This is a genomic window from Streptomyces sp. NPDC051913, from assembly GCF_044593635.1.
Taxonomy (GTDB): Bacteria; Actinomycetota; Actinomycetes; order Streptomycetales; family Streptomycetaceae; genus Streptomyces.
Genome location: NZ_JBIUCI010000001.1, coordinates 1,000,169 through 1,022,928, shown reverse-complemented (window position 1 = coordinate 1,022,928; position 22,760 = coordinate 1,000,169). Strand labels below are relative to the sequence as shown.

The window sequence follows — 22,760 nt, the reverse complement described above, 5'->3', positions numbered from 1 at the left end:
TCACCCCCAGCGGTACCTGAAGGGTAACCGCCCAGGGGTGCCGTCCGGAAGCGTCAGGTCGCGTTCTGTAGCAGATGGTTACTCTGCGTCACTATTGTGCAGGTCGAGCCGGAAGCAGAGCGCGTCCTCCGAGAACCGCGGGTGCGGGAAGGTCTCCGCGAGGTCCATGCCGAGGCGGCGGGCGACCGCGACGGACCGCTCGTTGCCCGGTCTGACCATCGCCACCACGTCCGCCACGCCCGCCGCCCGCAGCCGCGCCAGCGTCTCCTGCGCGGCTGCCCAGGCGTACCCCTTGCCCCAGTACGCGCGCCCGAGCCGCCAGCCGATCTCGATCTCGCCCTTCGGCCCCCACTCGTGCGGCCACGGCTGGCCGCCCGTGAAACCGATGGCCCGCCCTTCCTCGTCGAGCATGGTCCACAGACAGAAGCCCAGCTCGGCGTCGTGCCGACGCTGGCGGGCCGTGAGCTCCTCATAGACGTACAGCTCCGCGGACCGGCCGCCGTGGAACTCCATGACGTCCGGGTCGTCGAAGAGCCGGTGCCAGGCGACGGCGTCCTCGTCGGTGGGGACACGCAGCCTTACTACGGGGAGAGCTCGGTTCACGGGGCAGCCCTTCAGCCGGGTGATCAATCGTGCTGAATAGACTGCCCATGTCCAGTGCTAGTCGGCACGCAGATTTCGAACTTGGGGAGATCCCGCCGTGACCGCCGTGACCGAGCCCCACTCCGAGCCCTTGTCCGAAAACACCGCTGACGTCATCGTCGTCGGCGCGGGGCCGGCCGGCTCCACGACCGCGTACTACCTCGCCAAGGCCGGTCTCGACGTCCTCCTGCTGGAGAAGACAGCGTTCCCGCGCGAGAAGGTCTGCGGCGACGGACTCACCCCGCGCGCCACCAAGCAGCTCGTCGCCATGGGCATCGACATCTCCGAGGAAGCCGGCTGGCTGCGCAACAAGGGCCTGCGCATCATCGGCGGCGGCGTCCGGCTCCAGCTGGACTGGCCGGATCTCGCCTCCTTCCCGGACTACGGCCTCGTCCGCAAGCGCGACGACTTCGACGAGCAGCTCGCCCGGCAGGCCCAGAAGGCGGGCGCACGGCTGTACGAGCGCTGCAACGTCGGCGCCCCGATCGTCGACGACCGCACCGGCCACATCACCGGCGTGCACGCCAAGCTCGGCGAGGACAAGCGCGAGGTCACCTTCCACGCGCCGGTCGTCGTCGCCGCCGACGGCAACTCCACCCGGCTGTCCCTGGCGATGGGCCTGCACCGCCGTGAGGACCGCCCGATGGGTGTCGCCGTACGGACGTACTTCGAGTCGCCCCGCCACGAGGACGACTACCTGGAGTCCTGGCTGGAGCTGTGGGACCGCCGCGGGCCGGGCCCGGACCGTCTCCTGCCCGGCTACGGCTGGATCTTCGGCATGGGTGACGGCACGTCCAACGTGGGCCTCGGTGTGCTCAACACCTCCGACTCCTTCAAGGAGCTCGACTGGCGCGAGGTGCTGAAGGCCTGGTGCGCCTCGATGCCGGAGGAGTGGGGCTACACGCCGGAGAACATGACCGGCCCGATCCGCGGCGCCGCCCTGCCGATGGCCTTCAACCGCAAACCCCACTACACCAAGGGCCTGTTGCTGGTCGGCGACGCCGGCGGCCTGGTGAACCCCTTCAACGGCGAGGGCATCGCCTACGCCATGGAGTCCGGCCAGATCGCCGCCGACGTCATCGTCCAGGCCCACGCCCGCCCGACGCCCGCGAGCCGCGAACTGGCCCTCCAGCGCTACCCGCAGGTGTTGAAGGACACCTACGGCGGCTACTACAACCTGGGCCGCGCCTTCGTGAAGCTCATCGGCAACCCGAAGGTCATGAAGATCGCGACCCAGCGGGGTCTCACCCACCCCGTGCTCATGAAGTTCACCCTGAAGATGCTCGCCAACCTCACCGACCCGACGGGCGGCGACGCGATGGACCGCATCATCAACGGCCTGAGCAAGGTGGCCCCGAAGGCGTAACTACCCGCCCAGGGCCTGGATGTTGGCGCCCGGCGAGCGAAGCCCCTTCCCGCCGGGCCGCCACCTGCCGCAGTGCGTCCCCTCGACGGCGAGCGGCGCCCCGCCCTTGTCGCACCCCCCGCACGACGGCCCGGTCCGGGCGCGGTACGTCCATGACGGCTCCCGGACCGACAGTCACCTTTCGCCGTCGTCGAGGAGCCTCCGATCAGCGGGGTCGAGTAGGGCGAGCACCGGATTCACGAGGTGCCCGACATGTCGGCCCCCGTCGTCGTCCGGGCAGTCGTACACGAACACCCGCAGCCCCAAGCGAAAACCCCGTCAGGGAAAGGCGGAAGGGCCGCTGCCCCCGAGCGGCTGCGGCCCTTCCGACGTTCTGTGCGTCGATGCGCGTTTTGTCAGAGTACGCGTACGGCGCCCGTCGCCGGGTAACCCGAGAGGTCCTGGATGACGACGCCCTTGGAGGGGTTGGCCGCGTCCAGGTACTGGCCGTCGCCGATGTAGACGCCCACGTGGTACGCGGAGCCCTTGGCACCCCAGTAGAGGATGTCGCCGACCTGGAGGTTGGACAGGGAGACGTCGGTGCCGGACATCGACTGGTCCTGGGAGACGCGCGGCAGGTCGACGCCGACCTGCTTGAACGCGGCCTGGACCAGACCCGAGCAGTCCCACGCGTTGGGGCCGGTGCCGCCCATGACGTAGGCGTCGCCCACCTGGGCCTTGAGGAAGGAGATGACGGTCGCGACGGAGCCGCTGGCGGGCGCCGAGACGGTCGTGGACGCGGAGAGGGTGCTCCGGGTCGAGGAACGCGAGACGGCGGCCTCCGCGGCGGCCTTGCGGGCCTCCTCGGCCTTCTTCTTGGCCTCCGCCTTCTTCTTCGCGTCAGCGAGGTCCTTCTTGGCCTCCTTCGCGGCCGCGGCGGCGGCCGCGTCACGCTCGGCCTCCAGCTCGTAGTTCGCGGCGGCCTGCTGCGTGGCGTCCGCGGACTGGGCGACCTGGGCGGCCAGGTCGGCCGTGAGCGTGGGCAGTTCGAGCGTCTGCGTGGTCTCGGCGGCGCTCGCCGAGGCCGACGCGCCCGCCGCTGCCATGCTGAGGACGCCACCGGCAACTCCGGCGCGCACGGCGATCGATGTCGTCGCGCTGCGGCGGGGCTTCCGGTGGCTGCGTATGTGAGCGGTGTGGGACATGAGAACAACCGGTATCAGGGGCTCCTCCATACCTTCAAGAAACGTGTGCTGCGCCACAGTTGTTCAATCAGCCCCTCGAATTCAGGGCGTGGCGCCCTTTATTGACGCCGTAACGGACATTGCGGGCACGACCCATCATGGCCGTGATCACGGTCTTTCATCGTTACGCCCGAATTGCCCCGCGCCTACCATCGGTTGGGACCGGTGGCCAAGCCCGCTTCTCAGAGGTCTCTCATCGATGTGGCGGAGGTCACGCAACGGTTACAGCGGCGCCCGCGTCACGCGCGCGCCCCTCGCCGTCACTCGCTCGTGAATGTGTGCACGCGTCCACATCGCGCCCCGGACCCCCCTCTCGGGTGTGAACGCCGCTCACTACCAAGCGGCCGCGTCCAGCGCCAATTTGCATGCACGGGAAGACTCTTGATATTGAGACGCTCTCCCCGCACCCCCTCTCAACTGCGCCGACGAGCCAAAATGTCACCTCTGGTGATCGCTCGGACGCTTCACGTACGAAGATCACCGCTCATCCGACTTCATGATCCTTCGTCAGGTGGTGGAGATCACAAAGCTTGTGCAATACCCCGTGTCGCAGATCACAGACCGGCGGGCATAAGATGCGGGTCAGTTGGGCTTGTGACCTGCTTCACATGTTCGCGATCTTCGTCGGGACGAACGGGGTTCGTGAGGCACGTGAGACGGAAGTGAACCCAACGCCATCGCCAGCAGTCAGTGCCGACTGAGAGGAGCGAGGAGCGGTGAACGCGTATGCGCCCATCCTCGTACTGGGAGCCCTCGGGGCAGGCTTTGCGATCTTCTCCGTGGTCATGGCCACGCTGATCGGTCCGAAGCGGTACAACCGGGCCAAGCTCGAGGCCTACGAGTGCGGGATCGAGCCGACCCCCACGCCGGCCGGCGGCGGGCGCTTCCCCATCAAGTACTACCTGACGGCGATGCTCTTCATCGTCTTCGACATCGAGATCGTCTTCCTCTACCCCTGGGCCGTCACCTTCGACGCCCTGGGTGTTTTCGGGCTCGTGGAGATGCTGCTCTTCGTGCTCACCGTCTTCGTCGCGTACGCGTACGTATGGCGGCGCGGCGGCCTGGAATGGGACTGAGGGGCCTTTAACTCATGGGACTCGAAGAAAAGCTGCCGAGCGGCTTCCTGCTGACCACCGTCGAGCAGGCCGCGGGCTGGGTGCGCAAGGCGTCCGTCTTCCCGGCCACCTTCGGGCTGGCCTGCTGCGCCATCGAGATGATGACGACCGGCGCCGGACGCTACGACCTGGCCCGCTTCGGCATGGAGGTCTTCCGCGGCTCACCCCGCCAGGCCGACCTCATGATCGTCGCCGGCCGGGTCAGCCAGAAGATGGCGCCGGTGCTCCGGCAGGTCTACGACCAGATGCCGAACCCCAAGTGGGTCATCTCCATGGGGGTCTGCGCCTCCTCGGGCGGCATGTTCAACAACTACGCGATCGTGCAGGGCGTCGACCACATCGTCCCGGTCGACATCTATCTCCCCGGCTGCCCGCCGCGGCCGGAGATGCTCATGGACGCCATCCTCAAGCTCCACCAGAAGATCCAGGGCGGAAAGCTCGGCGTGAACGCCGAGGAAGCGGCCCGGGAGGCGGAGGAAGCGGCGCTCAAGGCCCTGCCCACGATCGAGATGAAGGGGCTGCTGCGGTGAGCGACGCGAACGGTGTGAATGGGGCGTCGAACGGGGTGAACCCCGAGAAGGACCTCGGCGCCTCCAACCTCCCCGGACAGCGGGGCGACGGCGGCGAGGAGATCCGCGTCCAGCGCGGCATGTTCGGCGCCGACAACGGCGGCGACACCTCCGGGTACGGCGGCCTGGTCCGCTCCATCCGGCTCCCGGGGGCGGCGAGCCGCCCGTACGGCGGCTGGTTCGACGAGGTCGCCGACGAGCTGGAGGGCGCCCTGGAGGAGCAGGGACTGCTGCCCGACAACGCCATCGAGAAGACGGTCGTCGACCGCGGCGAACTCACCTTCCACATCGAGCGCGAGCACCTGCCGCGCGTGGCCCGCACCCTGCGCGACGACCCGGCCCTGCGCTTCGAGCTCTGCACCGGGGTGAGCGGGGTCCACTACCCGCACGACAAGGGCCGTGAGCTGCACGCCGTCTACCACCTGCGCTCGATCACCCACAACCGGCTGATCCGCCTGGAGGTCAGCGCCCCGGACGCCGACCCGAAGATCCCGTCACTGGTCCCGGTGTACCCGACCAACGACTGGCACGAGCGCGAGACCTACGACTTCTTCGGGATCGTCTTCGACGGTCACCCGGCCCTGACGCGGATCATGATGCCGGACGACTGGCAGGGCCATCCGCAGCGCAAGGACTACCCCCTCGGCGGCATCCCCGTCGAGTACAAGGGCGCCCAGATCCCGGCTCCGGACCAGCGGAGGTCGTACTCGTGAGCACTTCGCACGCAACCCCTCGCGAGACCACCGAGGGCACCGTCTACACGGTCACCGGTGGCGACTGGGACGAGGTCGTCCAGTCCGCGGCCCGCGCCGACGACGAGCGCATCGTCGTCAACATGGGCCCCCAGCATCCGTCCACCCATGGTGTGCTCCGCCTGATCCTGGAGATCGAGGGCGAGACGGTCACCGAGGCCCGCTGCGGCATCGGCTACCTCCACACCGGCATCGAGAAGAACCTCGAGTACCGCACGTGGACGCAGGGCACCACGTTCGTGACGCGCATGGACTACCTGACGTCCTTCTTCAACGAGACGGCCTACTGTCTCGCCGTCGAGAAGCTCCTCGGCATCGAGGATCAGATCACCGAGCGCGCCAAGATCATCCGGGTGCTCCTGATGGAGCTGAACCGGTTGTCCTCGCACCTGGTGTGCATCGCCACCGGCGGCATGGAACTCGGCGCCACCACGATCATGATCTACGGATTCCGTGATCGTGAAATGATTCTCGACATCTACGAGCTCATCACGGGGCTCAGGATGAACCACGCGTACATCCGCCCCGGCGGACTCGCGCAGGACCTGCCGCCCGGCGCGGTGGACCACATCCGCGAGTTCGTGAAGAAGATGAAGAAGAACCTCCCGGAGTACGACAAGCTCGCCACCGGGAACCCCATCTTCAAGGCCCGTATGCAGGACGTCGGTTACCTCGACCTGGCCGGCTGCATGGCCCTCGGCGCCACCGGCCCGATCCTGCGCTCCACCGGCCTGCCGCACGACCTGCGCAAGTCGCAGCCCTACTGCGACTACGAGACCTACGACTTCGAGGTCCCGACCGCCGACACCTGCGACTCCTACGGGCGGTTCCTGATCCGCCTGGAGGAGATGCGCCAGTCGCTGCACATCGTCGAGCAGTGCCTGGACCGGCTCCAGCCCGGCCCGGTCATGGTCGCCGACAAGAAGATCGCCTGGCCCGCCCAGCTCGCGCTCGGCCCGGACGGTCTCGGCAACTCCCTCGACCACATCAAGAAGATCATGGGCACCTCCATGGAGGCCCTGATCCACCACTTCAAGCTGGTCACCGAGGGCTTCCGCGTACCGCCGGGACAGGCGTACGCGGCCGTCGAGTCGCCCAAGGGCGAGCTCGGGGTGCACGCGGTGTCCGACGGCGGCACCCGCCCCTTCCGGGTCCACTTCCGGGACCCGTCCTTCACCAACCTTCAGGCCATGGCGGCGATGTGCGAGGGCGGCCAGGTCGCCGACGTCATCGTCGCCGTCGCGTCCATCGACCCCGTGATGGGAGGCGTCGACCGGTGACCACCTCTTCTTCGGAGCGGGGCGTCAGCCTGGGCATGCCCGAACTGCCCGCGCCCGCCTACCCGGACGACGTCCGAGCCCGCCTTGAGACGGACGCGCGCGAGGTCATCGCCCGCTACCCCGACTCCCGGTCCGCGCTCCTTCCGCTGCTGCACCTCGTGCAGGCGGAGGAGGGCCATGTCACGCGCACCGGGATGCAGTTCTGCGCGGACGTCCTCGGCCTGACCACGGCCGAGGTCACCGCCGTCGCCACCTTCTACACCATGTACCGGCGCCGCCCGAGCGGTGACTACCAGGTCGGCGTCTGCACCAACACGCTGTGCGCGGTGATGGGCGGCGACGCGATCTTCGAGTCCCTCCAGGAGCACCTGGGCGTCGGCAACGGCGGGACCACGGAGGACGGCAAGGTCACGCTGGAGCACATCGAGTGCAACGCGGCCTGCGACTTCGCGCCGGTCGTGATGGTCAACTGGGAGTTCTTCGACAACCAGACCCCGGCCAGCGCCAAGCGCCTCGTCGACGACCTGGTCGCGGGCCGCCCGGTGCAGCCCACGCGCGGGGCGCCGCTGTGCACCTTCAAGGAGACCGCGCGGATCCTCGCCGGCTTCCCCGACGAGCGGCCGGGAGCCGTCGAGGCGACCGGCGGAGCGGGACCCGCCTCGCTGGTGGGCCTCCGCCTGGCCAGGGGAGAGGCCGCACCCGCGCGCGTGGTCCATCCGCGCGACGGCGGTCCGCACGACACCGGCACGCAGGACGCCGGTCCGCACGACGAACCGCAGGACAGGGCCGTGCACGAGCCGTCGCCCACCGAGCACCTCAGCTCGCACGACGCGCCGCAGGACACATCGGCCTCCGACCCGGCCCACCCGGCAGGGCCCGCCGCCGAGGAGGGGGAGTGATGACCTTGGCACCCGAGCTGAAAGACACCAGCCCCGAGAAGCTGCTCGCACCCGTGCTGTCGGCCTTCTGGGACGAGGACAGGTCCTGGACGCTGGACGTCTACAAGAGGCACGAAGGATACGAGGGCCTGCGCAAGGCGCTCGCGATGTCGCCGGACGACCTGATCGCGTACGTCAAGGACTCCGGTCTGCGCGGCCGCGGCGGCGCGGGATTCCCCACCGGAATGAAATGGCAGTTCATTCCCCAGGGAGATGGAAAGCCGCACTATCTGGTTGTCAACGCCGACGAATCGGAGCCCGGAACCTGCAAGGACATTCCGCTCCTCTTCGCGAACCCGCACAGCCTCGTCGAGGGCATGATCATCGCGTGTTATGCCATCAGGTCGTCGCACGCCTTCATCTATCTGCGCGGTGAAGTGGTGCCAGTCCTGCGGCGGTTGCACGCGGCCGTGAGCGAGGCTTACGCGGCCGGCTACCTCGGGAAGGACATCCTGGGCAGCGGGCTCGATCTCGACATCACCGTGCACGCCGGCGCTGGGGCGTACATCTGCGGTGAGGAGACCGCACTCCTCGACTCGCTCGAAGGCCGCCGTGGTCAACCGCGGCTCCGTCCCCCCTTTCCTGCGGTCGCAGGCCTCTATGCCTGCCCGACTGTGGTGAACAACGTCGAATCGATCGCGTCGGTTCCCGCGATTCTGAACCGGGGCAAAGACTGGTTCCGCTCGATGGGAAGCGAGAAGTCACCCGGCTTCACGCTCTATTCGCTCAGCGGCCATGTCGCCAGCCCCGGCCAGTACGAGGCCCCGCTCGGCATCACACTCCGCCAGCTCCTGGAGATGAGCGGCGGCATGCGACCCGGGCACCGGCTCAAGTTCTGGACGCCGGGCGGCTCCTCGACCCCGATGTTCACCGACGAGCACCTCGACGTCCCTCTTGACTACGAAGGAGTGGGTGCCGCGGGTTCCATGCTCGGCACCAAAGCACTCCAGTGCTTCGACGAGACGACCTGCGTCGTCCGCGCCGTCACCCGCTGGACCGAGTTCTACGCCCACGAGTCCTGTGGCAAGTGCACACCCTGCCGTGAAGGCACGTACTGGCTCGTGCAGTTGCTGCGCGACATCGAGGCCGGCAAGGGCGTCATGTCCGACCTCGACAAGCTGAACGACATCGCCGACAACATCAACGGCAAGTCGTTCTGCGCCCTCGGCGACGGCGCCGCCTCGCCGATCTTCTCCTCGCTGAAGTACTTCCGCGAGGAGTACGAGCAGCACATCACGGGCCGTGGCTGCCCCTTCGACCCGGCCAAGTCGACGGCCTGGGCCGACTCCCGCACGGAGGTGAACGCATGACGGTGACCACCAACGCTCCCTCGGGAGGGGGCGAGGCGGCGGTCCCGCCGGAAGATCTCGTCTCGCTGACCATCGACGGCGCCGAGATCAGCGTGCCCAAGGGCACCCTGGTCATCCGGGCCGCCGAGCAGCTCGGCATCGAGATCCCGCGCTTCTGCGACCACCCCCTGCTCGACCCGGCCGGCGCCTGCCGGCAGTGCATCGTCGAGGTCGAGGGCCAGCGCAAGCCGATGGCGTCCTGCACGATCACGTGCACGGACGGCATGGTGGTGAAGACCCACCTCACCTCCCCGGCCGCCGAGAAGGCCCAGCACGGTGTGATGGAGCTCCTCCTCATCAACCACCCGCTGGACTGCCCGGTCTGCGACAAGGGCGGCGAGTGCCCGCTGCAGAACCAGGCGATGTCCCACGGGCAGTCCGAGTCCCGATTCGAGGGCAAGAAGCGGACCTACGAGAAGCCCGTCCCGATCTCCACCCAGGTGCTGCTCGACCGGGAACGGTGCGTGTTGTGCGCCCGCTGCACCCGGTTCTCCAACCAGGTCGCGGGCGACCCGATGATCGAGCTGGTCGAGCGTGGCGCGCTCCAGCAGGTCGGCACCGGTGAGGGCGACCCCTTCGAGTCGTACTTCTCCGGCAACACCATCCAGATCTGCCCGGTCGGCGCGCTCACCTCGGCGGCGTACCGCTTCCGCTCCCGCCCCTTCGACCTGGTCTCCTCGCCGTCGGTGTGCGAGCACTGCTCCGGCGGCTGCGCCACCCGCACCGACCACCGGCGCGGCAAGGTCATGCGCAAGCTCGCGGCCAACGACCCCGAGGTCAACGAGGAGTGGATCTGCGACAAGGGGCGGTTCGCCTTCCGGTACGCGCAGCAGCGTGACCGGCTGGAGACGCCCCTGGTGCGCAACCCCGAGGGCGAGCTCGTCCCGGCCTCCTGGCCCGAGGCGCTGGAGATCGCCGCGCAGGGGCTGCTCGCCTCGCGCGGCCGGACCGGCGTGCTGACCGGCGGCCGGCTCACCATCGAGGACGCCTACGCGTACAGCAAGTTCGCGCGCGTGGCGCTCGACACCAACGACATCGACTTCCGCGCGCGCGTGCACAGCGGCGAGGAGGCCGACTTCCTGGCCGCCCGGATCGCCGGACACGGCCGCGACCTCGACGGTACGGGCGTCACGTACACCGCGCTGGAGAAGGCGCCCGCCGTCCTGCTGGTCGGGTTCGAGGCCGAGGAGGAGGCGCCCGGCGTCTTCCTGAGGCTGCGCAAGGCCTGGCGCAAGCACGGACAGAAGGTCTTCTCGCTCGCCACGCACGCCACGCGCGGCCTGACGAAGGCCGGCGGCACGCTGTTGCCGGCCGCTCCCGGCACCGAGACCGAGTGGCTGGACGCGCTCGCGAGCGGCGTCGGCCTAGAAGAGGGCGGTGCGCAGGCCGCCGAGGCGCTGCGCGGCGAGGGCGCGGTCATCGTCGTCGGTGAGCGGCTGGCCGCCGTGGCGGGCGGGCTGACCGCCGCCGTACGGGCCGCGTCCGCGATCGGCGCCCAGCTGGTGTGGATCCCGCGCAGGGCGGGGGAGCGTGGCGCCGTCGAGGCGGGCGCGCTGCCGTCGCTGCTGCCGGGCGGCCGTCCGGCCACCGACCCGCGCGCGCGTGAGCAGGTCGCCGCCGCCTGGGGCGTCGCCGACCTCCCGCACCGCTACGGCCGGGACACCACGCAGATCGTGGAGGCCGCCACCACCGGGGAGCTTCAGGCGCTGGTCGTCGCGGGCGTGGAGGTCGCCGACCTGCCCGACCCGCCGCGCGCGCGTGAGGCGCTCGGCGAGGTCGGCTTCCTGGTGTCGCTGGAGCTGCGGCCCAGCGAGGTCACCGAGCTCGCGGACGTCGTCCTGCCGGTCGCCGCGGTCGCCGAGAAGGCCGGCACCTTCCTCAACTGGGAAGGCCGGGTGCGTTTCTTCGAGGCCGCGCTCAAGCCCGACCAGATGACCCGCCGCCTCGCCCCCGCCGACGCGCGCGTGCTCCAGATGCTGGCCGACGCCATGGACGTACACCTGGGTCTGCCGGATCTGCGCACCGTACGCGGCGAGATCGACCGGCTCGGCGCCTGGGACGGACCGCGCGCCACCGACCCGCTGGAAACCGGCGCCCAGCTGCCGAGGCCCGCCGCCGGAGAGGCCGTGCTGGCCGGACACCGGCTGCTGCTCGACCAGGGGCGCCTCCAGGAGGGCGACGAAGCGCTCGCGGGGACGCGACACGCCGCCCACGCGCGCGTGTCGGCCGCCACCGCGGCCGAGGCCGGCGTCAAGGACGGCGACGTCCTCGCCGTGACCGGTTCCACCGGGGTCGTCGAACTCCCGCTCCAGGTCACGGAGATGCCCGACCGCGTGGTCTGGCTGCCGCTGAACTCCGTGGGCGGGGGCGTCGCCTCCGACGCCGGTGTGCTGCCCGGATCTCTCGTCCGCATCGGCCCGGCGACGCCCGCGGCCGTTGCCCCCAAGGAGGTGGAGGCATGAGCCCGTACCTCGCGGCGGAAGACCTCTCGATGTTCGGCACCGACCCCTGGTGGCTGGTGGTCGTCAAGGCCGTCTTCTGCTTCGCGTTCCTGATGGTGACCGTGCTGTTCTCCATCGTCTGGGAGCGCAAGGTCGTCGCCTGGATGCAGCTGCGCATCGGCCCCAACCGGCACGGCCCCTGGGGCATGCTCCAGTCGCTCGCCGACGGCGTGAAGCTGATGCTGAAGGAAGACGTCATCGTCAAGCGCGCGGACAAGGTCGTCTACGTCCTCGCGCCGATCGTCGCGGCCATCCCGGCCTTCATGGCGATCGCGGTGATCCCCTTCGGCCCGGCCGGCAACGAGATCTCGATCTTCGGCCAGCGCACCACGATGCAGCTCACCGACCTGCCGATCGCGATGCTCTACATCCTCGCGGTCGCCTCGGTCGGCATCTACGGCATCGTGCTCGCGGGCTGGAGCTCCGGATCGACCTACCCGCTCCTCGGCGGCCTGCGCTCCTGCGCGCAGATGATCTCGTACGAGATCGCCATGGGCGCCGCGTTCGCCTCCGTGTTCCTCTACTCGGGCTCGATGTCGACGTCGGCGATCGTCGAGGCGCAGCAGGACCGCTGGTACGTCATCCTGCTGCCGGTCTCCTTCATCATCTACATCATCACGATGGTCGGCGAGACCAACCGTGCCCCCTTCGACATGCCGGAGTCCGAGGGCGACCTCGTCGGCGGCTTCAACACCGAGTACTCGTCGATCAAGTTCGCGCTGTTCATGCTCGCCGAGTACGTGAACATGGTGACGGTCTCGGCGGTGTCGGTGACCCTCTTCCTCGGCGGCTGGCGGGCCCCCTGGCCGGTCAGCACCTTCTGGGAGGGCGCCAACCACGGCTGGTGGCCGCTGCTCTGGTTCGTCATCAAGGTCCAGCTGCTGCTGTTCTTCTTCATCTGGCTGCGCGGCACGCTCCCACGCGTCCGCTACGACCAGCTGATGAAGCTCGGCTGGAAGGTCCTCATCCCGGTCTCCGTCGTCTGGCTGATGCTCGTCGCGACCGTACGGACCCTGCGCAACGAGAACTACGACTTCGCCGACATCGCCCTCTACATCGGAGGCGGTGTCCTGGTCCTGCTGCTGCTCTCCTTCGTCGCGGACATGTTCCGCGGCAAGCCCGAGGACGCGGAGGAGCCCGCGGCGGCCGTCGGATTCGATCCGATGGCCGGGGGATTCCCCGTACCGCCGCTGCCCGGACAGGAGTTGCCGTCCGTGCCGAGGCGCCGCTCGCGTCAGGAGCGGGAGCTGATTGTCAGTGGTGGAGTGAATACTCAGAGTGACGAAGGATCCGGATCTCTGGATGGAAAGGAGGCGTCCGATGGCTGAGGAGCCCAAGGAGACCAAGCCCGGTTTCATGAACCCCGTCGCCGGATTCGGCGTGACCTTCAAGGCCATGTTCAAGAAGCGGCTGACCGAGCAGTACCCGGAGCAGGAGAAGACCACCGCTCCCCGCTTCCACGGACGGCACCAGCTCAACCGCCATCCGGACGGCCTGGAGAAGTGCGTCGGCTGCGAGCTGTGCGCCTGGGCCTGCCCCGCCGACGCCATCTATGTGGAGGGCGCCGACAACACGGACGAGGAGCGCTACTCGCCGGGCGAGCGGTACGGCCGCGTCTACCAGATCAACTACGCCCGCTGCATCCTGTGCGGCCTGTGCATCGAGGCGTGCCCCACGCGCGCGCTGACGATGACGAACGAGTTCGAGCTCGCCGACTCCAGCCGCGCGAACCTGATCTACACCAAGGAGCAGCTGCTCGCCGGTCTGGAAGACGGCATGGTCGACTCGCCCCACGCGATCTACCCGGGGACCGACGAGCAGGACTACTACCGGGGCCTGGTGACCGAGGCCGCGCCCGGCACGGTCCAGCAAGTAGCCGTCTCCAAGGGCGAGAAGCCTGAAGAAGAGGAGGTGGAGGCATGAGCCCGCAGCTCGCCGCCTACTCCACCTCCACCGGCGAGGCCTTCCAGTTCTGGGTGCTCGGCACCGTCGCCGTGATCGGCGCCCTGTGCACCGTCTTCATGAAGAAGGCCGTGCACAGCGCGCTCTGTCTCGCCGGCACCATGATCATCCTGGCGGTCTTCTACCTCGCCAACGGCGCCTACTTCCTGGGCATCGTGCAGATCGTCGTCTACACCGGCGCGATCATGATGCTGTTCCTGTTCGTCGTGATGCTCGTCGGCGTCACGGCCGCGGACTCCCTGAAGGAGACCATCAAGGGCCAGCGCTGGCTGGCCCTTCTCAGTGGCCTCGGCTTCGGCATCCTGCTGTTCGCGGGCATCGGGAACGCCTCCCTGAAGGAGTTCAACGGGCTCACGCAGGCGAACGCGAACGGCAACGTGGAGGGCCTCGCGACCCTCATCTTCACCAAGTACGTCTTCGCCTTCGAGATCACCGGCGCCCTGCTGATCACGGCCGCCGTCGGCGCCATGGTGCTCACCCACCGCGAGCGCACTGAACGCGCCCTGACCCAGCGTGAGATGGCCGAACAGCGCGTCCGCGAGGGCAAGCACCTGCCGCCGCTGCCGGCACCCGGTGTCTACGCCCGGCACAACGCCGTGGACATCGCGGGCCTGCTGCCCGACGGCACCCCCTCCGAGCTCACGGTCAGCAAGACCCTGCGCGAGCGCGGCCAGATCCGGGACGTGTCCACCGAGGCCCTCAATGACCTCAAGGCGCTGGAGCAGCGCGCCGAGGAGCGCCTGGAGCGCACCGCGGTCGAGCCGGCCAACCTCAAGCGGGCCGAGGAGGCGTCGAAGTGAACCCCGTCAACTACCTCTACCTCGCGGCCCTGTTGTTCACGATCGGCGCCACCGGCGTTCTGATCAGGCGCAACGCGATCGTCGTGTTCATGTGCATCGAGCTCATGCTCAACGCCTGCAACCTCGCGTTCGTCGCCTTCTCCCGGATGCACGGCAACCTCGACGGCCAGATCATCGCGTTCTTCACGATGGTCGTCGCCGCCGCGGAGGTCGTGGTCGGGCTCGCGATCATCGTGTCCCTGTTCCGTTCCCGCCACTCGGCCTCGGTCGACGACGCCAGCCTGATGAAGCTCTGAGGGGTCGCTGAATCGTGGAGAACCTGATTGCGCTGCTGGTGGCGGCGCCACTGCTCGGAGCGGCCGTACTGCTGTGCGGTGGCCGGCGTCTGGACGCCGTCGGCCACTGGATCGGCACGGCCCTGGCGGCCGTCTCCTTCGCCCTCGGCGTCGTCCTCTTCGCCGACCTGCTCGGCAAGAACGCCGAGCACCGGACCCTGACGAGCCACCTGTTCAGCTGGGTCCCGGTCGAGGGCTTCCAGGCGGACGTCGCCTTCCGCCTCGACCAGCTGTCGATGACGTTCGTACTGCTGATCACCGGCGTCGGCTCGCTGATCCACCTGTACTCCGTCGGGTACATGGAGCACGACGAGCGGCGCCGCCGCTTCTTCGGCTATCTGAACCTGTTCCTCGCGGCGATGCTGATCCTCGTCCTCGCCGACAACTACCTCCTGCTGTACGTCGGCTGGGAGGGCGTGGGTCTCGCGTCCTACCTGCTCATCGGCTTCTGGCAGCACAAGCCCAGCGCCGCCACCGCCGCGAAGAAGGCCTTCCTGGTCAACCGCGTCGGCGACATGGGCCTGTCGATCGCCATCATGCTGATGTTCACGACGTTCGGGACGTTCGCCTTCGGCCCGGTCCTCGGCAGCCACGAGGAGCCCGGCCTTGTCACCGGCGCCTCCGAGGCCACGCTCACCGGCATCGCCCTGATGCTGCTGCTCGCGGCCTGCGGCAAGTCGGCCCAGGTGCCGCTCCAGTCCTGGCTCGGGGACGCGATGGAGGGCCCGACCCCGGTCTCGGCCCTCATCCACGCCGCGACCATGGTGACCGCGGGCGTCTACCTGATCGTCCGCTCCGCCAACATCTTCAACCTCGCCCCGGACGCCCAGCTCGTCGTCACCATCGTCGGTGCGGTCACGCTCCTGTTCGGTGCGATCGTCGGTTGCGCGAAGGACGACATCAAGAAGGCGCTGGCCGGCTCGACCATGTCGCAGATCGGCTACATGGTCCTCGCCGCGGGCCTCGGCCCCATCGGCTACGTCTTCGCGATCATGCACCTGGTGACGCACGGCTTCTTCAAGGCCGGGCTGTTCCTCGGCGCCGGCTCCGTCATGCACGGCATGAACGACGAGGTCGACATGCGGAAGTACGGCGGCCTGAGGAAGTACATGCCGGTCACCTTCGTGACGTTCGGCCTCGGCTACCTCGCCATCATCGGCTTCCCGGGTCTGTCCGGCTTCTTCTCCAAGGACAAGATCATCGAGGCGGCGTTCGCCAAGGGCGGCACCGAGGGCTGGATCCTCGGCGCCTGCGCCCTGCTGGGCGCGGCCATCACGGCGTACTACATGACGCGCGTGATGCTGATGACGTTCTTCGGTGAGAAGCGCTGGCAGCCCGATGCCGAGGGCCACGAGCCGCACCCGCACGAGTCGCCCAGGTCCATGACGATCCCCATGATCGTGCTGGCCTTCGGCTCGGTCTTCGCGGGCGGCATCTTCAGCATCGGCGACCGCTTCCTGCACTGGCTGGAGCCCATCACCGGGCACGACCACGGAGACGCGCCGATCAGCGCGGGCACGGTCACGGCGGCCACGGTCGCCGTCATGGTCATCGGCGTCACCCTCGCGTACCTGCAGTACGGCCGCCGCCCGGTCCCGGTCGTCGCCCCGCGCGGGTCGCTGCTCACCCGCGCCGCCCGGCGCGACCTGCTCCAGGACGACTTCAACCACGTGGTCCTGGTCCGCGGCGGCGAGCACCTCACGCGCTCCTTGGTCTACGTCGACCACACCCTGGTCGACGGAGTCGTCAACGGCACGGCGGCCTCGGTCGGCGGGCTCTCCGGACGGCTGCGCCGACTGCAGAACGGCTTCGCGCGGTCGTACGCGGTCTCGATGTTCGGCGGTGCGGCAGTGCTGATCGCCGCGACCCTGCTGATGAGGGCGGTCTGATACCGATGTCCTTTCCTCTGCTGACAGCGACGGCGGCGCTCCCCGCGATCGGGGCGGTCGTCACGGCGGCCGTACCGGCCGCGCGGCGCACCGCCGCCAAGTGGCTGGCGCTGCTCTTCTCGCTCGCCACCCTCGCCCTCGCGATCGTCGTCCTGGTCCGCTTCGACCCGGACGGCGACCGCTACCAGCTCACCGAATCCCACTGGTGGATCAAGGACTTCGGGGTCCGCTACGAACTGGGCGTGGACGGCATCGGGGTGGCGCTCCTCGCGCTCACCGCCCTGCTGATCCCGTTCATCATCCTCGCGGGCTGGCACGACGCCGACCCGCTGGAGACCGGCAGCAAGCGGTGGCGGCCCACGCAGGGCTTCTTCGCCCTGATCCTGGCCGTCGAGGCGATGGTGATCATCTCCTTCGAGGCCACCGACGTCTTCGTCTTCTACATCTTCTTCGAAGCCATGCTGATCCCGATGTACTTCCTCATCGGCGGCTTCGGGGACCGGGCCCACGAGCACGGAGAAGAGGCGGCGTCGACGCAACGGTCGTACGCCGCGGTGAAGTTCCTCCTCTACAACCTGGTCGGCGGCCTGATCATGCTGGCCGCGGTGATCGGCCTCTACGTGGTCGCCGGGAACTTCAGCCTCCAGGAGATCGCCGAGGCGCGGGCCAACGGCTCGCTCGACATGGCGACCAACACCGAGCGCTGGCTGTTCCTCGGCTTCTTCTTCGCCTTCGCGGTGAAGGCCCCGCTGTGGCCGCTGCACACCTGGCTGCCGAACGCGATGGGCGAGGCCACGGCCCCGGTCGCCGTACTGATCACGGCAGTCGTCGACAAGGTCGGCACGTTCGCGATGCTCCGCTTCTGCCTCCAGCTCTTCCCGGAGGCGTCGAAGTGGGCGACGCCCGCGATCCTCGTCCTGGCGGTCATCAGCATCGTCTACGGGGCGCTGCTCGCGGTCGGCCAGCGGGACATCAAGCGGCTGGTGGCGTACGCGTCGATCTCGCACTTCGGCTTCATCATCATGGGCATCTTCGCGATGACCAGCCAGGGTCAGTCCGGCGCGACGCTCTACATGGTCAACCACGGTATTTCCACGGCCGCGTTGATGCTGGTCGCGGGCTTCCTGATCTCGCGGCGCGGCTCGCGGCTCATCGCCGACTACGGCGGTGTGCAGAAGGTCGCCCCGGTGCTCGCCGGCACGTTCCTGATCGGTGGCCTCGCGACCCTGTCGCTGCCCGGACTCGCGCCGTTCGTCAGCGAGTTCCTGGTGCTGGTCGGTACGTTCTCGCGCTATCCGGTGGTCGGCATCATCGCCACCTTCGGCATCGTGCTCGCCGCGCTCTACACGCTCGTCCTCTACCAGCGGACGATGACGGGCCCGGTGAAGGCGGAGGTGTCCGCGATGCCGGACCTCAGGGTCCGAGAGCTCGTGGTCGTCGCGCCGCTGATCGTCCTGCTGATCTTCCTCGGTGTCTATCCGAAGCCGGTCACGGACATCGTCAACCCGGCGGTCAAGTCGACCTTGTCCGACGTACAGAAGAAGGACCCCCAGCCCGAGGTGGAGGCGGCCAAGTGAGCGCGACAGTCGTCCACAGCCTGTGGACAACCGCGGCCGATCCGATCTCGAAGATCGAGACGCCGAAGATCGAATACGGACAATTGTCGCCCACGCTGATCGTCGTCGGTGCGGCGATCATCGGGGTGCTCGTCGAGGCGTTCGTGCCGCGAAAGCAGCGGTACTACGCCCAGGTGTTCCTCTCCGCCGTCGCGCTGGCCGCCGCTTTCGCCGCGGTCGTCGCCCTCGCGGCCGACGGATACGCCACCACCAAGGCCGGCATCGTGGCGATGGGCGCCATCGCCGTCGACGGACCGGCGCTCTTCCTCCAGGGCACGATCCTGCTGGCGGGCCTGGTCGGCCTGTTCACCTTCGCCGAACGGCGGCTCGACCCCGAGGCGCACGGCAACCGGGTCGACTCGTTCGCCGCCCAGGCCGCCTCGGTGCCGGGCAGCGACAGCGAGAAGGCGGCCGTGAAGGCCGGGTTCACCACCACCGAGGTGTTCCCGCTGCTGCTCTTCGCCGTCGCCGGCATGCTGATCTTCCCCGCGGCCAACGACCTGCTGACGTTGTTCGTGGCCCTGGAGGTCTTCTCCCTGCCGCTGTACCTGATGTGCGCCCTGGCCCGCCGCAAGCGGCTCATGTCGCAGGAGGCCGCGGTCAAGTACTTCCTGCTCGGCGCGTTCGCCTCCGCGTTCACCCTGTTCGGCATCGCGCTGCTCTACGGGTACGCGGGCTCGGTGTCGTACGCCCGCATCGCGCAGGTCGTCGACGGCACGGTCACCAACGTCGACCCGGCGCTCGCGGACACCATGGGCAACGACGCGCTGCTGCTGGTCGGGGCCGCGATGATCGTGATGGGCCTGCTGTTCAAGGTCGGCGCGGTGCCGTTCCACATGTGGACGCCGGACGTCTACCAGGGCGCACCCACCCCGGTGACCGGCTTCATGGCGGCGGCGACCAAGGTGGCCGCGTTCGGTGCCCTGCTGCGCATCCTGTACGTCGTGCTGCCGGGCCTGCGCTGGGACTGGCGTCCGGTCATGTGGGGCGTCGCCATCGTCACCATGCTGGGCGGCGCGATCGTCGCGATCACGCAGACCGACATCAAGCGGCTGCTGGCGTACTCGTCGATCGCGCACGCGGGCTTCATCCTCGCGGGCGTCATCGCGACCACGCCGGACGGGGTGTCGTCCGTCCTCTTCTACCTGGCCGCCTACTCGTTCGTGACGATCGGCGCGTTCGCCGTGGTCACGCTCGTGCGGGACGCCGGTGGTGAGGCGACGCACCTGTCCAAGTGGGCCGGCCTCGGCCGCCGTTCGCCGCTCGTGGCCGCCGTCTTCGCGGTGTTCCTGCTGGCCTTCGCCGGCATCCCGCTGACCTCCGGGTTCGCCGGGAAGTTCGCCGTGTTCAAGGCGGCGGCGGAGGGCGGCGCGGCACCGCTGGTCGTGGTCGGTGTGATCTCGTCGGCGATCGCGGCGTTCTTCTACATCCGCGTCATCGTGCTGATGTTCTTCAGCGAGCCGCGACCCGAGGGGCCGACGGTCGCCGTGCCGTCGCCGCTGACGATGACGGCGATCGGTGTCGGCGTGGCGGTCACGCTGGTGCTCGGTGTGGCGCCGCAGTACTTCCTGGACCTGGCCAACCAGGCGGGAGTGTTCGTGCGCTGACCCGCGCCGCCTCAGCCGTGTCCGTACGGCGGGCCCCGGTCTCCCCTCGGGGGGCCGGGGCTCTTTCGCGTGCGCTCAGGCCGGGCACGTCACCTTCGGGTTGAGGGCCGTGAAGAGCCCGTCGGGGTTGGTCTTGTAGATCCACGCGTGAAGCGAGTAGACCTTCAGGACCGTGTCGTGGAAGAAGGTCTCGCCGAACAGCGTCGGCGCGGCGGTCACGGCCGTGTCCGGGACGATCCACTCCACCCCGACCAGCTTGCGGGTGCTCGGGTTGGACCCGCCCTCGTACAGCAGGGCCTCGGGCTTGGCGGCGTCGACGGCCGGATCGGCCAGAAGCTGCCCGTTGACGTAGTGGTAGCCCATCCTGGGCACGCACGTGTTGGTGCGCGCGTAGCCGCCCGTGGGGGCGAACGGCTCGTACGCGTACTTGCCGGTCGCCGCGTACGTGGCGGTCAGAGCGGCCCATGGGTCGGCGTCGGCCGCGGGTGCGGCCTGCGCGGGGGCGGCGGTCAGGGAGAAGGCTCCGGCTATCGCCACGGCGACGGCGGCCTTGAGGGGCCGAGAGGACATGCTGGGGCTCCTTGCAGCGGAAGGGACGCGCGCCGGTCGGGCGCGCCGGCCGAGAGGCGGGCCTCCCCTGTCCCGCCTGAGCAGCATGTCCCCGGGGCAGGACGGGCTCCAGGTGACGCACACCATTGGAGTGAACGCGGAGCGTGACGCCGGCGGCCTGTGGATAACTCCGGCGCTGTCGGTGCGGACCCCTATCGTGGAGGCAGTGGTCGAGGGACGACGTACGGGGGACAGGGCTATGGGTGGGATGGGTGGGATCAGCGAGATGCCAGCGGTGACCGAGGTGGCAGGGCAAGCCGGACCGGCCGGGAGCGAGGCGCTGGCCGCGCTGCACCGGGTCTTCGGGTACGACGCCTTCCGCGGCGAGCAGGAAGCCGTCATCGATCATGTGGTCGCGGGCGGTGACGCCGTCGTGCTCATGCCGACCGGCGGCGGAAAGTCCCTGTGCTACCAGATTCCGTCCCTGGTCAGACCCGGTACGGGCATCGTCGTCTCCCCGCTCATCGCGCTGATGCAGGACCAGGTGGACGCGCTGCGGGCACTCGGGGTGCGCGCCGGGTTCATGAACTCCACGCAGGACTTCGACGAGCGGCGGGTGGTGGAGGCCGAGTTCCTCGCGGGCGAGCTGGACCTGCTCTATCTGGCGCCCGAGCGGCTGCGCCTCGACTCCACCCTCGACCTCCTCTCCCGCGGCAAGATCGCCGTCTTCGCGATCGACGAGGCGCACTGCGTGTCCCAGTGGGGCCACGACTTCCGCCCCGACTACCTCGCCCTGTCCCTGCTCGGCGAGCGCTGGCCCGACGTCCCGCGCATCGCGCTCACGGCCACGGCCACGCACGCGACGCACCAGGAGATCACCCAGCGGCTGAACATGCCGACGGCCCGGCACTTCGTGGCGAGCTTCGACCGGCCCAACATCCAGTACCGGATCGTGCCCAAGGCCGACCCCAAGAAGCAGCTGCTGAGCTTCCTGCGCCAGGAGCACGAGGGCGACGCGGGCATCGTCTACTGCCTGTCGCGCAAGTCGGTGGAGTCCACCGCCGAGTTCCTCTCCAAGAACGGCATCGAGGCGGTCCCGTACCACGCCGGTCTCGACGCGGGCACGCGCGCGGCGCACCAGTCCCGGTTCCTGCGGGAGGAGGGCCTGGTCGTCGTCGCGACCATCGCCTTCGGCATGGGCATCGACAAGCCGGACGTCCGCTTCGTCGCCCACCTCGACCTGCCGAAGTCGGTCGAGGGTTACTACCAGGAGACCGGTCGGGCGGGACGCGACGGCATGCCGTCGACGGCCTGGATGGCCTACGGCCTCAACGACGTCATACAGCAGCGCAAGCTGATCCAGTCGGGCGAGGGCGACGAGGCGTTCCGCCGCCGGGCCGCCGCCCATCTGGACTCGATGCTGGCGCTGTGCGAGACCGCCCAGTGCCGGCGCGGGCAACTGCTGAACTACTTCGGCCAGGAACCGGACCTGGCGGGCTGCGGCAACTGCGACACCTGCCTCACCCCGCCCGAGACCTGGGACGGCACCATCGCCGCCCAGAAGGTCCTGTCGACCATCGTGCGGCTCCAGCGCGAGCGGGGGCAGAAGTTCGGCGCGGTGCAGATCGTCGACATCCTGCTGGGCCGGCGCACGGGCAAGGTCATCCAGTTCGACCACGACCAGCTGTCCGTCTTCGGCATCGGCGAGGACCTGACCGAGGGCGAATGGCGCGGTGTCGTACGGCAGTTGCTGGCGCAGGGCCTGCTCGCGGTCGAGGGGGAGTACGGCACGCTGGTGCTGACCGAGGCCAGCGGGGCGGTGCTGCGGCGCGAGCGCGAGGTGCCGCTGCGCAAGGAGCCGAAGAAGCCGACGGTCGCCAAGGCCTCGGGCTCCTCGTCCTCCTCCGGCAGAGGAAAGTCCAAGGCCGCCGCGGTCGAACTGCCGGAGGCACTGCAACCCGCCTTCGAGGCGCTGCGGGCCTGGCGCGCCGAACAGGCCAAGGAGCAGGGCGTCCCGGCGTATGTGATCTTCCACGACGCGACGCTCCGGGAGATCGTGACGGCGTGGCCGGCATCGGTGGCACAGCTCGGTGAGATCGGCGGAGTCGGCGAGAAGAAGCTGGCGACGTACGGGGAGGGCGTGCTGGCGGTGCTGGAGGGACTGGGGGAGCCGACGACGGAGGCTGCGAAGGCCGACGGCGAGGCGGCGCCGCAGGCGGACGACTGGCCCGAGATGGAGGAGCCGGAGCCCGACTGGACGTAGGCGT

Annotated in this window: 19 protein-coding genes and 1 pseudogene; 16 read left to right on the top strand and 4 right to left on the bottom strand. The window is 69.1% G+C overall.

Translation table 11 applies throughout. The features are described 5' to 3' along the window. Positions 1 to 78 precede the first annotated feature (78 nt). Positions 79 to 603, bottom strand: a complete 525-nt coding sequence (locus tag ACIHIX_RS04760; RefSeq protein ID WP_399949615.1) for a GNAT family N-acetyltransferase — start codon at positions 601 to 603, stop codon at positions 79 to 81. A gap of 106 nt (positions 604 to 709) precedes the next feature. Here ACIHIX_RS04760 and ACIHIX_RS04755 point away from each other — a divergent pair, with 106 nt between their 5' ends. After that, positions 710 to 2,008, top strand: a complete 1,299-nt coding sequence (locus tag ACIHIX_RS04755) for a geranylgeranyl reductase family protein (protein ID WP_399950074.1) — start codon at positions 710 to 712, stop codon at positions 2,006 to 2,008. Positions 2,009 to 2,083: 75 nt separating this feature from the next. Here ACIHIX_RS04755 and ACIHIX_RS04750 read toward each other — a convergent pair. Together ACIHIX_RS04750 and ACIHIX_RS04745 are read right to left on the bottom strand one after the other, a co-directional pair. After that, positions 2,084 to 2,308: pseudogene (locus ACIHIX_RS04750) on the bottom strand (peptide deformylase); the annotation flags it as partial. A gap of 95 nt (positions 2,309 to 2,403) precedes the next feature. After that, positions 2,404 to 3,222 carry a C40 family peptidase gene (locus ACIHIX_RS04745; protein ID WP_399949612.1) on the bottom strand — a complete coding sequence of 273 codons (819 nt, stop codon included), beginning with the start codon at positions 3,220 to 3,222 and terminating at the stop codon, positions 2,404 to 2,406. Positions 3,223 to 3,947: 725 nt separating this feature from the next. Between ACIHIX_RS04745 and ACIHIX_RS04740 the strand changes: the two genes are divergently transcribed. Genes ACIHIX_RS04740 through nuoN form a run of 14 tightly spaced genes read left to right on the top strand, consistent with a single transcriptional unit; the run spans position 3,948 to position 19,944 of the window. Next, entirely contained in the window at positions 3,948 to 4,307 is a 360-nt protein-coding gene (locus tag ACIHIX_RS04740) for an NADH-quinone oxidoreductase subunit A (RefSeq protein WP_007383963.1), read from the top strand. Between the two features lie 14 nt (positions 4,308 to 4,321). Then, positions 4,322 to 4,876 (top strand): NuoB/complex I 20 kDa subunit family protein, encoded by a 555-nt coding sequence (locus tag ACIHIX_RS04735; protein ID WP_399949609.1) that lies wholly within the window; start codon positions 4,322 to 4,324, stop codon positions 4,874 to 4,876. Beyond that, the gene (locus tag ACIHIX_RS04730) at positions 4,873 to 5,628 is read left to right on the top strand and encodes an NADH-quinone oxidoreductase subunit C (RefSeq protein ID WP_399949606.1); all 756 of its coding nucleotides are present in this window, start codon (positions 4,873 to 4,875) and stop codon (positions 5,626 to 5,628) included. The genes ACIHIX_RS04735 and ACIHIX_RS04730 overlap by 4 nt, the downstream gene beginning before the upstream one ends. Further along, a complete protein-coding gene (locus ACIHIX_RS04725) occupies positions 5,625 to 6,947 on the top strand; it encodes an NADH-quinone oxidoreductase subunit D (protein WP_399949604.1) in 1,323 nt (440 codons plus the stop codon). Before ACIHIX_RS04730 ends, ACIHIX_RS04725 begins: the two co-directional genes overlap by 4 nt. Further along, positions 6,944 to 7,846: an NADH-quinone oxidoreductase subunit NuoE gene (gene nuoE, locus ACIHIX_RS04720; protein WP_399949601.1), complete on the top strand. Its 903-nt coding sequence runs from the start codon at positions 6,944 to 6,946 to the stop codon at positions 7,844 to 7,846. The genes ACIHIX_RS04725 and nuoE overlap by 4 nt, the downstream gene beginning before the upstream one ends. Then, entirely contained in the window at positions 7,846 to 9,195 is a 1,350-nt protein-coding gene (nuoF, locus tag ACIHIX_RS04715; protein ID WP_399949599.1) for an NADH-quinone oxidoreductase subunit NuoF, read from the top strand. The genes nuoE and nuoF overlap by 1 nt, the downstream gene beginning before the upstream one ends. Continuing rightward, positions 9,192 to 11,696 (top strand): NADH-quinone oxidoreductase subunit G, encoded by a 2,505-nt coding sequence (locus ACIHIX_RS04710; RefSeq protein ID WP_399949597.1) that lies wholly within the window; start codon positions 9,192 to 9,194, stop codon positions 11,694 to 11,696. Before nuoF ends, ACIHIX_RS04710 begins: the two co-directional genes overlap by 4 nt. Beyond that, the gene (nuoH, locus tag ACIHIX_RS04705; protein ID WP_399949595.1) at positions 11,693 to 13,063 is read left to right on the top strand and encodes an NADH-quinone oxidoreductase subunit NuoH; all 1,371 of its coding nucleotides are present in this window, start codon (positions 11,693 to 11,695) and stop codon (positions 13,061 to 13,063) included. The genes ACIHIX_RS04710 and nuoH overlap by 4 nt, the downstream gene beginning before the upstream one ends. Then, a complete protein-coding gene (gene nuoI, locus ACIHIX_RS04700; protein ID WP_399949593.1) occupies positions 13,056 to 13,658 on the top strand; it encodes an NADH-quinone oxidoreductase subunit NuoI in 603 nt (200 codons plus the stop codon). Before nuoH ends, nuoI begins: the two co-directional genes overlap by 8 nt. Next, positions 13,655 to 14,497 carry an NADH-quinone oxidoreductase subunit J gene (locus ACIHIX_RS04695; protein WP_399949591.1) on the top strand — a complete coding sequence of 281 codons (843 nt, stop codon included), beginning with the start codon at positions 13,655 to 13,657 and terminating at the stop codon, positions 14,495 to 14,497. Before nuoI ends, ACIHIX_RS04695 begins: the two co-directional genes overlap by 4 nt. Further along, entirely contained in the window at positions 14,494 to 14,793 is a 300-nt protein-coding gene (gene nuoK, locus ACIHIX_RS04690) for an NADH-quinone oxidoreductase subunit NuoK (protein ID WP_003974374.1), read from the top strand. The genes ACIHIX_RS04695 and nuoK overlap by 4 nt, the downstream gene beginning before the upstream one ends. A gap of 14 nt (positions 14,794 to 14,807) precedes the next feature. Further along, entirely contained in the window at positions 14,808 to 16,721 is a 1,914-nt protein-coding gene (gene nuoL / locus ACIHIX_RS04685) for an NADH-quinone oxidoreductase subunit L (RefSeq protein WP_399949589.1), read from the top strand. 5 nt (positions 16,722 to 16,726) lie between these two features. Next, the gene (locus ACIHIX_RS04680; protein ID WP_399949587.1) at positions 16,727 to 18,298 is read left to right on the top strand and encodes an NADH-quinone oxidoreductase subunit M; all 1,572 of its coding nucleotides are present in this window, start codon (positions 16,727 to 16,729) and stop codon (positions 18,296 to 18,298) included. Continuing rightward, positions 18,295 to 19,944 (top strand): NADH-quinone oxidoreductase subunit NuoN, encoded by a 1,650-nt coding sequence (gene nuoN, locus ACIHIX_RS04675; RefSeq protein WP_399949585.1) that lies wholly within the window; start codon positions 18,295 to 18,297, stop codon positions 19,942 to 19,944. Before ACIHIX_RS04680 ends, nuoN begins: the two co-directional genes overlap by 4 nt. 75 nt (positions 19,945 to 20,019) lie before the next feature. Here nuoN and ACIHIX_RS04670 read toward each other — a convergent pair whose 3' ends face one another. Continuing rightward, entirely contained in the window at positions 20,020 to 20,514 is a 495-nt protein-coding gene (locus ACIHIX_RS04670; protein WP_399949583.1) for a hypothetical protein, read from the bottom strand. 238 nt (positions 20,515 to 20,752) lie between these two features. On the opposite strand from ACIHIX_RS04670, the gene recQ reads away from it, so the two are divergent. Continuing rightward, positions 20,753 to 22,756, top strand: a complete 2,004-nt coding sequence (recQ, locus tag ACIHIX_RS04665; protein ID WP_399949581.1) for a DNA helicase RecQ — start codon at positions 20,753 to 20,755, stop codon at positions 22,754 to 22,756. Positions 22,757 to 22,760 lie beyond the last annotated feature (4 nt).

Coding starts and splice junctions, on each gene's coding strand:
- ACIHIX_RS04680 (WP_399949587.1), top strand. CDS start 16,727: ATGTCCTTTCCTCTGCTGACAGCGACGGCGGCGCTCCCCGCGATCGGG.
- recQ (WP_399949581.1), top strand. CDS start 20,753: ATGGGTGGGATGGGTGGGATCAGCGAGATGCCAGCGGTGACCGAGGTG.
- ACIHIX_RS04695 (WP_399949591.1), top strand. CDS start 13,655: ATGAGCCCGCAGCTCGCCGCCTACTCCACCTCCACCGGCGAGGCCTTC.
- nuoI (WP_399949593.1), top strand. CDS start 13,056: ATGGCTGAGGAGCCCAAGGAGACCAAGCCCGGTTTCATGAACCCCGTC.
- ACIHIX_RS04670 (WP_399949583.1), bottom strand. CDS start 20,514: ATGTCCTCTCGGCCCCTCAAGGCCGCCGTCGCCGTGGCGATAGCCGGA.
- ACIHIX_RS04735 (WP_399949609.1), top strand. CDS start 4,322: ATGGGACTCGAAGAAAAGCTGCCGAGCGGCTTCCTGCTGACCACCGTC.
- ACIHIX_RS04745 (WP_399949612.1), bottom strand. CDS start 3,222: ATGGAGGAGCCCCTGATACCGGTTGTTCTCATGTCCCACACCGCTCAC.
- nuoF (WP_399949599.1), top strand. CDS start 7,846: ATGACCTTGGCACCCGAGCTGAAAGACACCAGCCCCGAGAAGCTGCTC.
- ACIHIX_RS04710 (WP_399949597.1), top strand. CDS start 9,192: ATGACGGTGACCACCAACGCTCCCTCGGGAGGGGGCGAGGCGGCGGTC.
- nuoH (WP_399949595.1), top strand. CDS start 11,693: ATGAGCCCGTACCTCGCGGCGGAAGACCTCTCGATGTTCGGCACCGAC.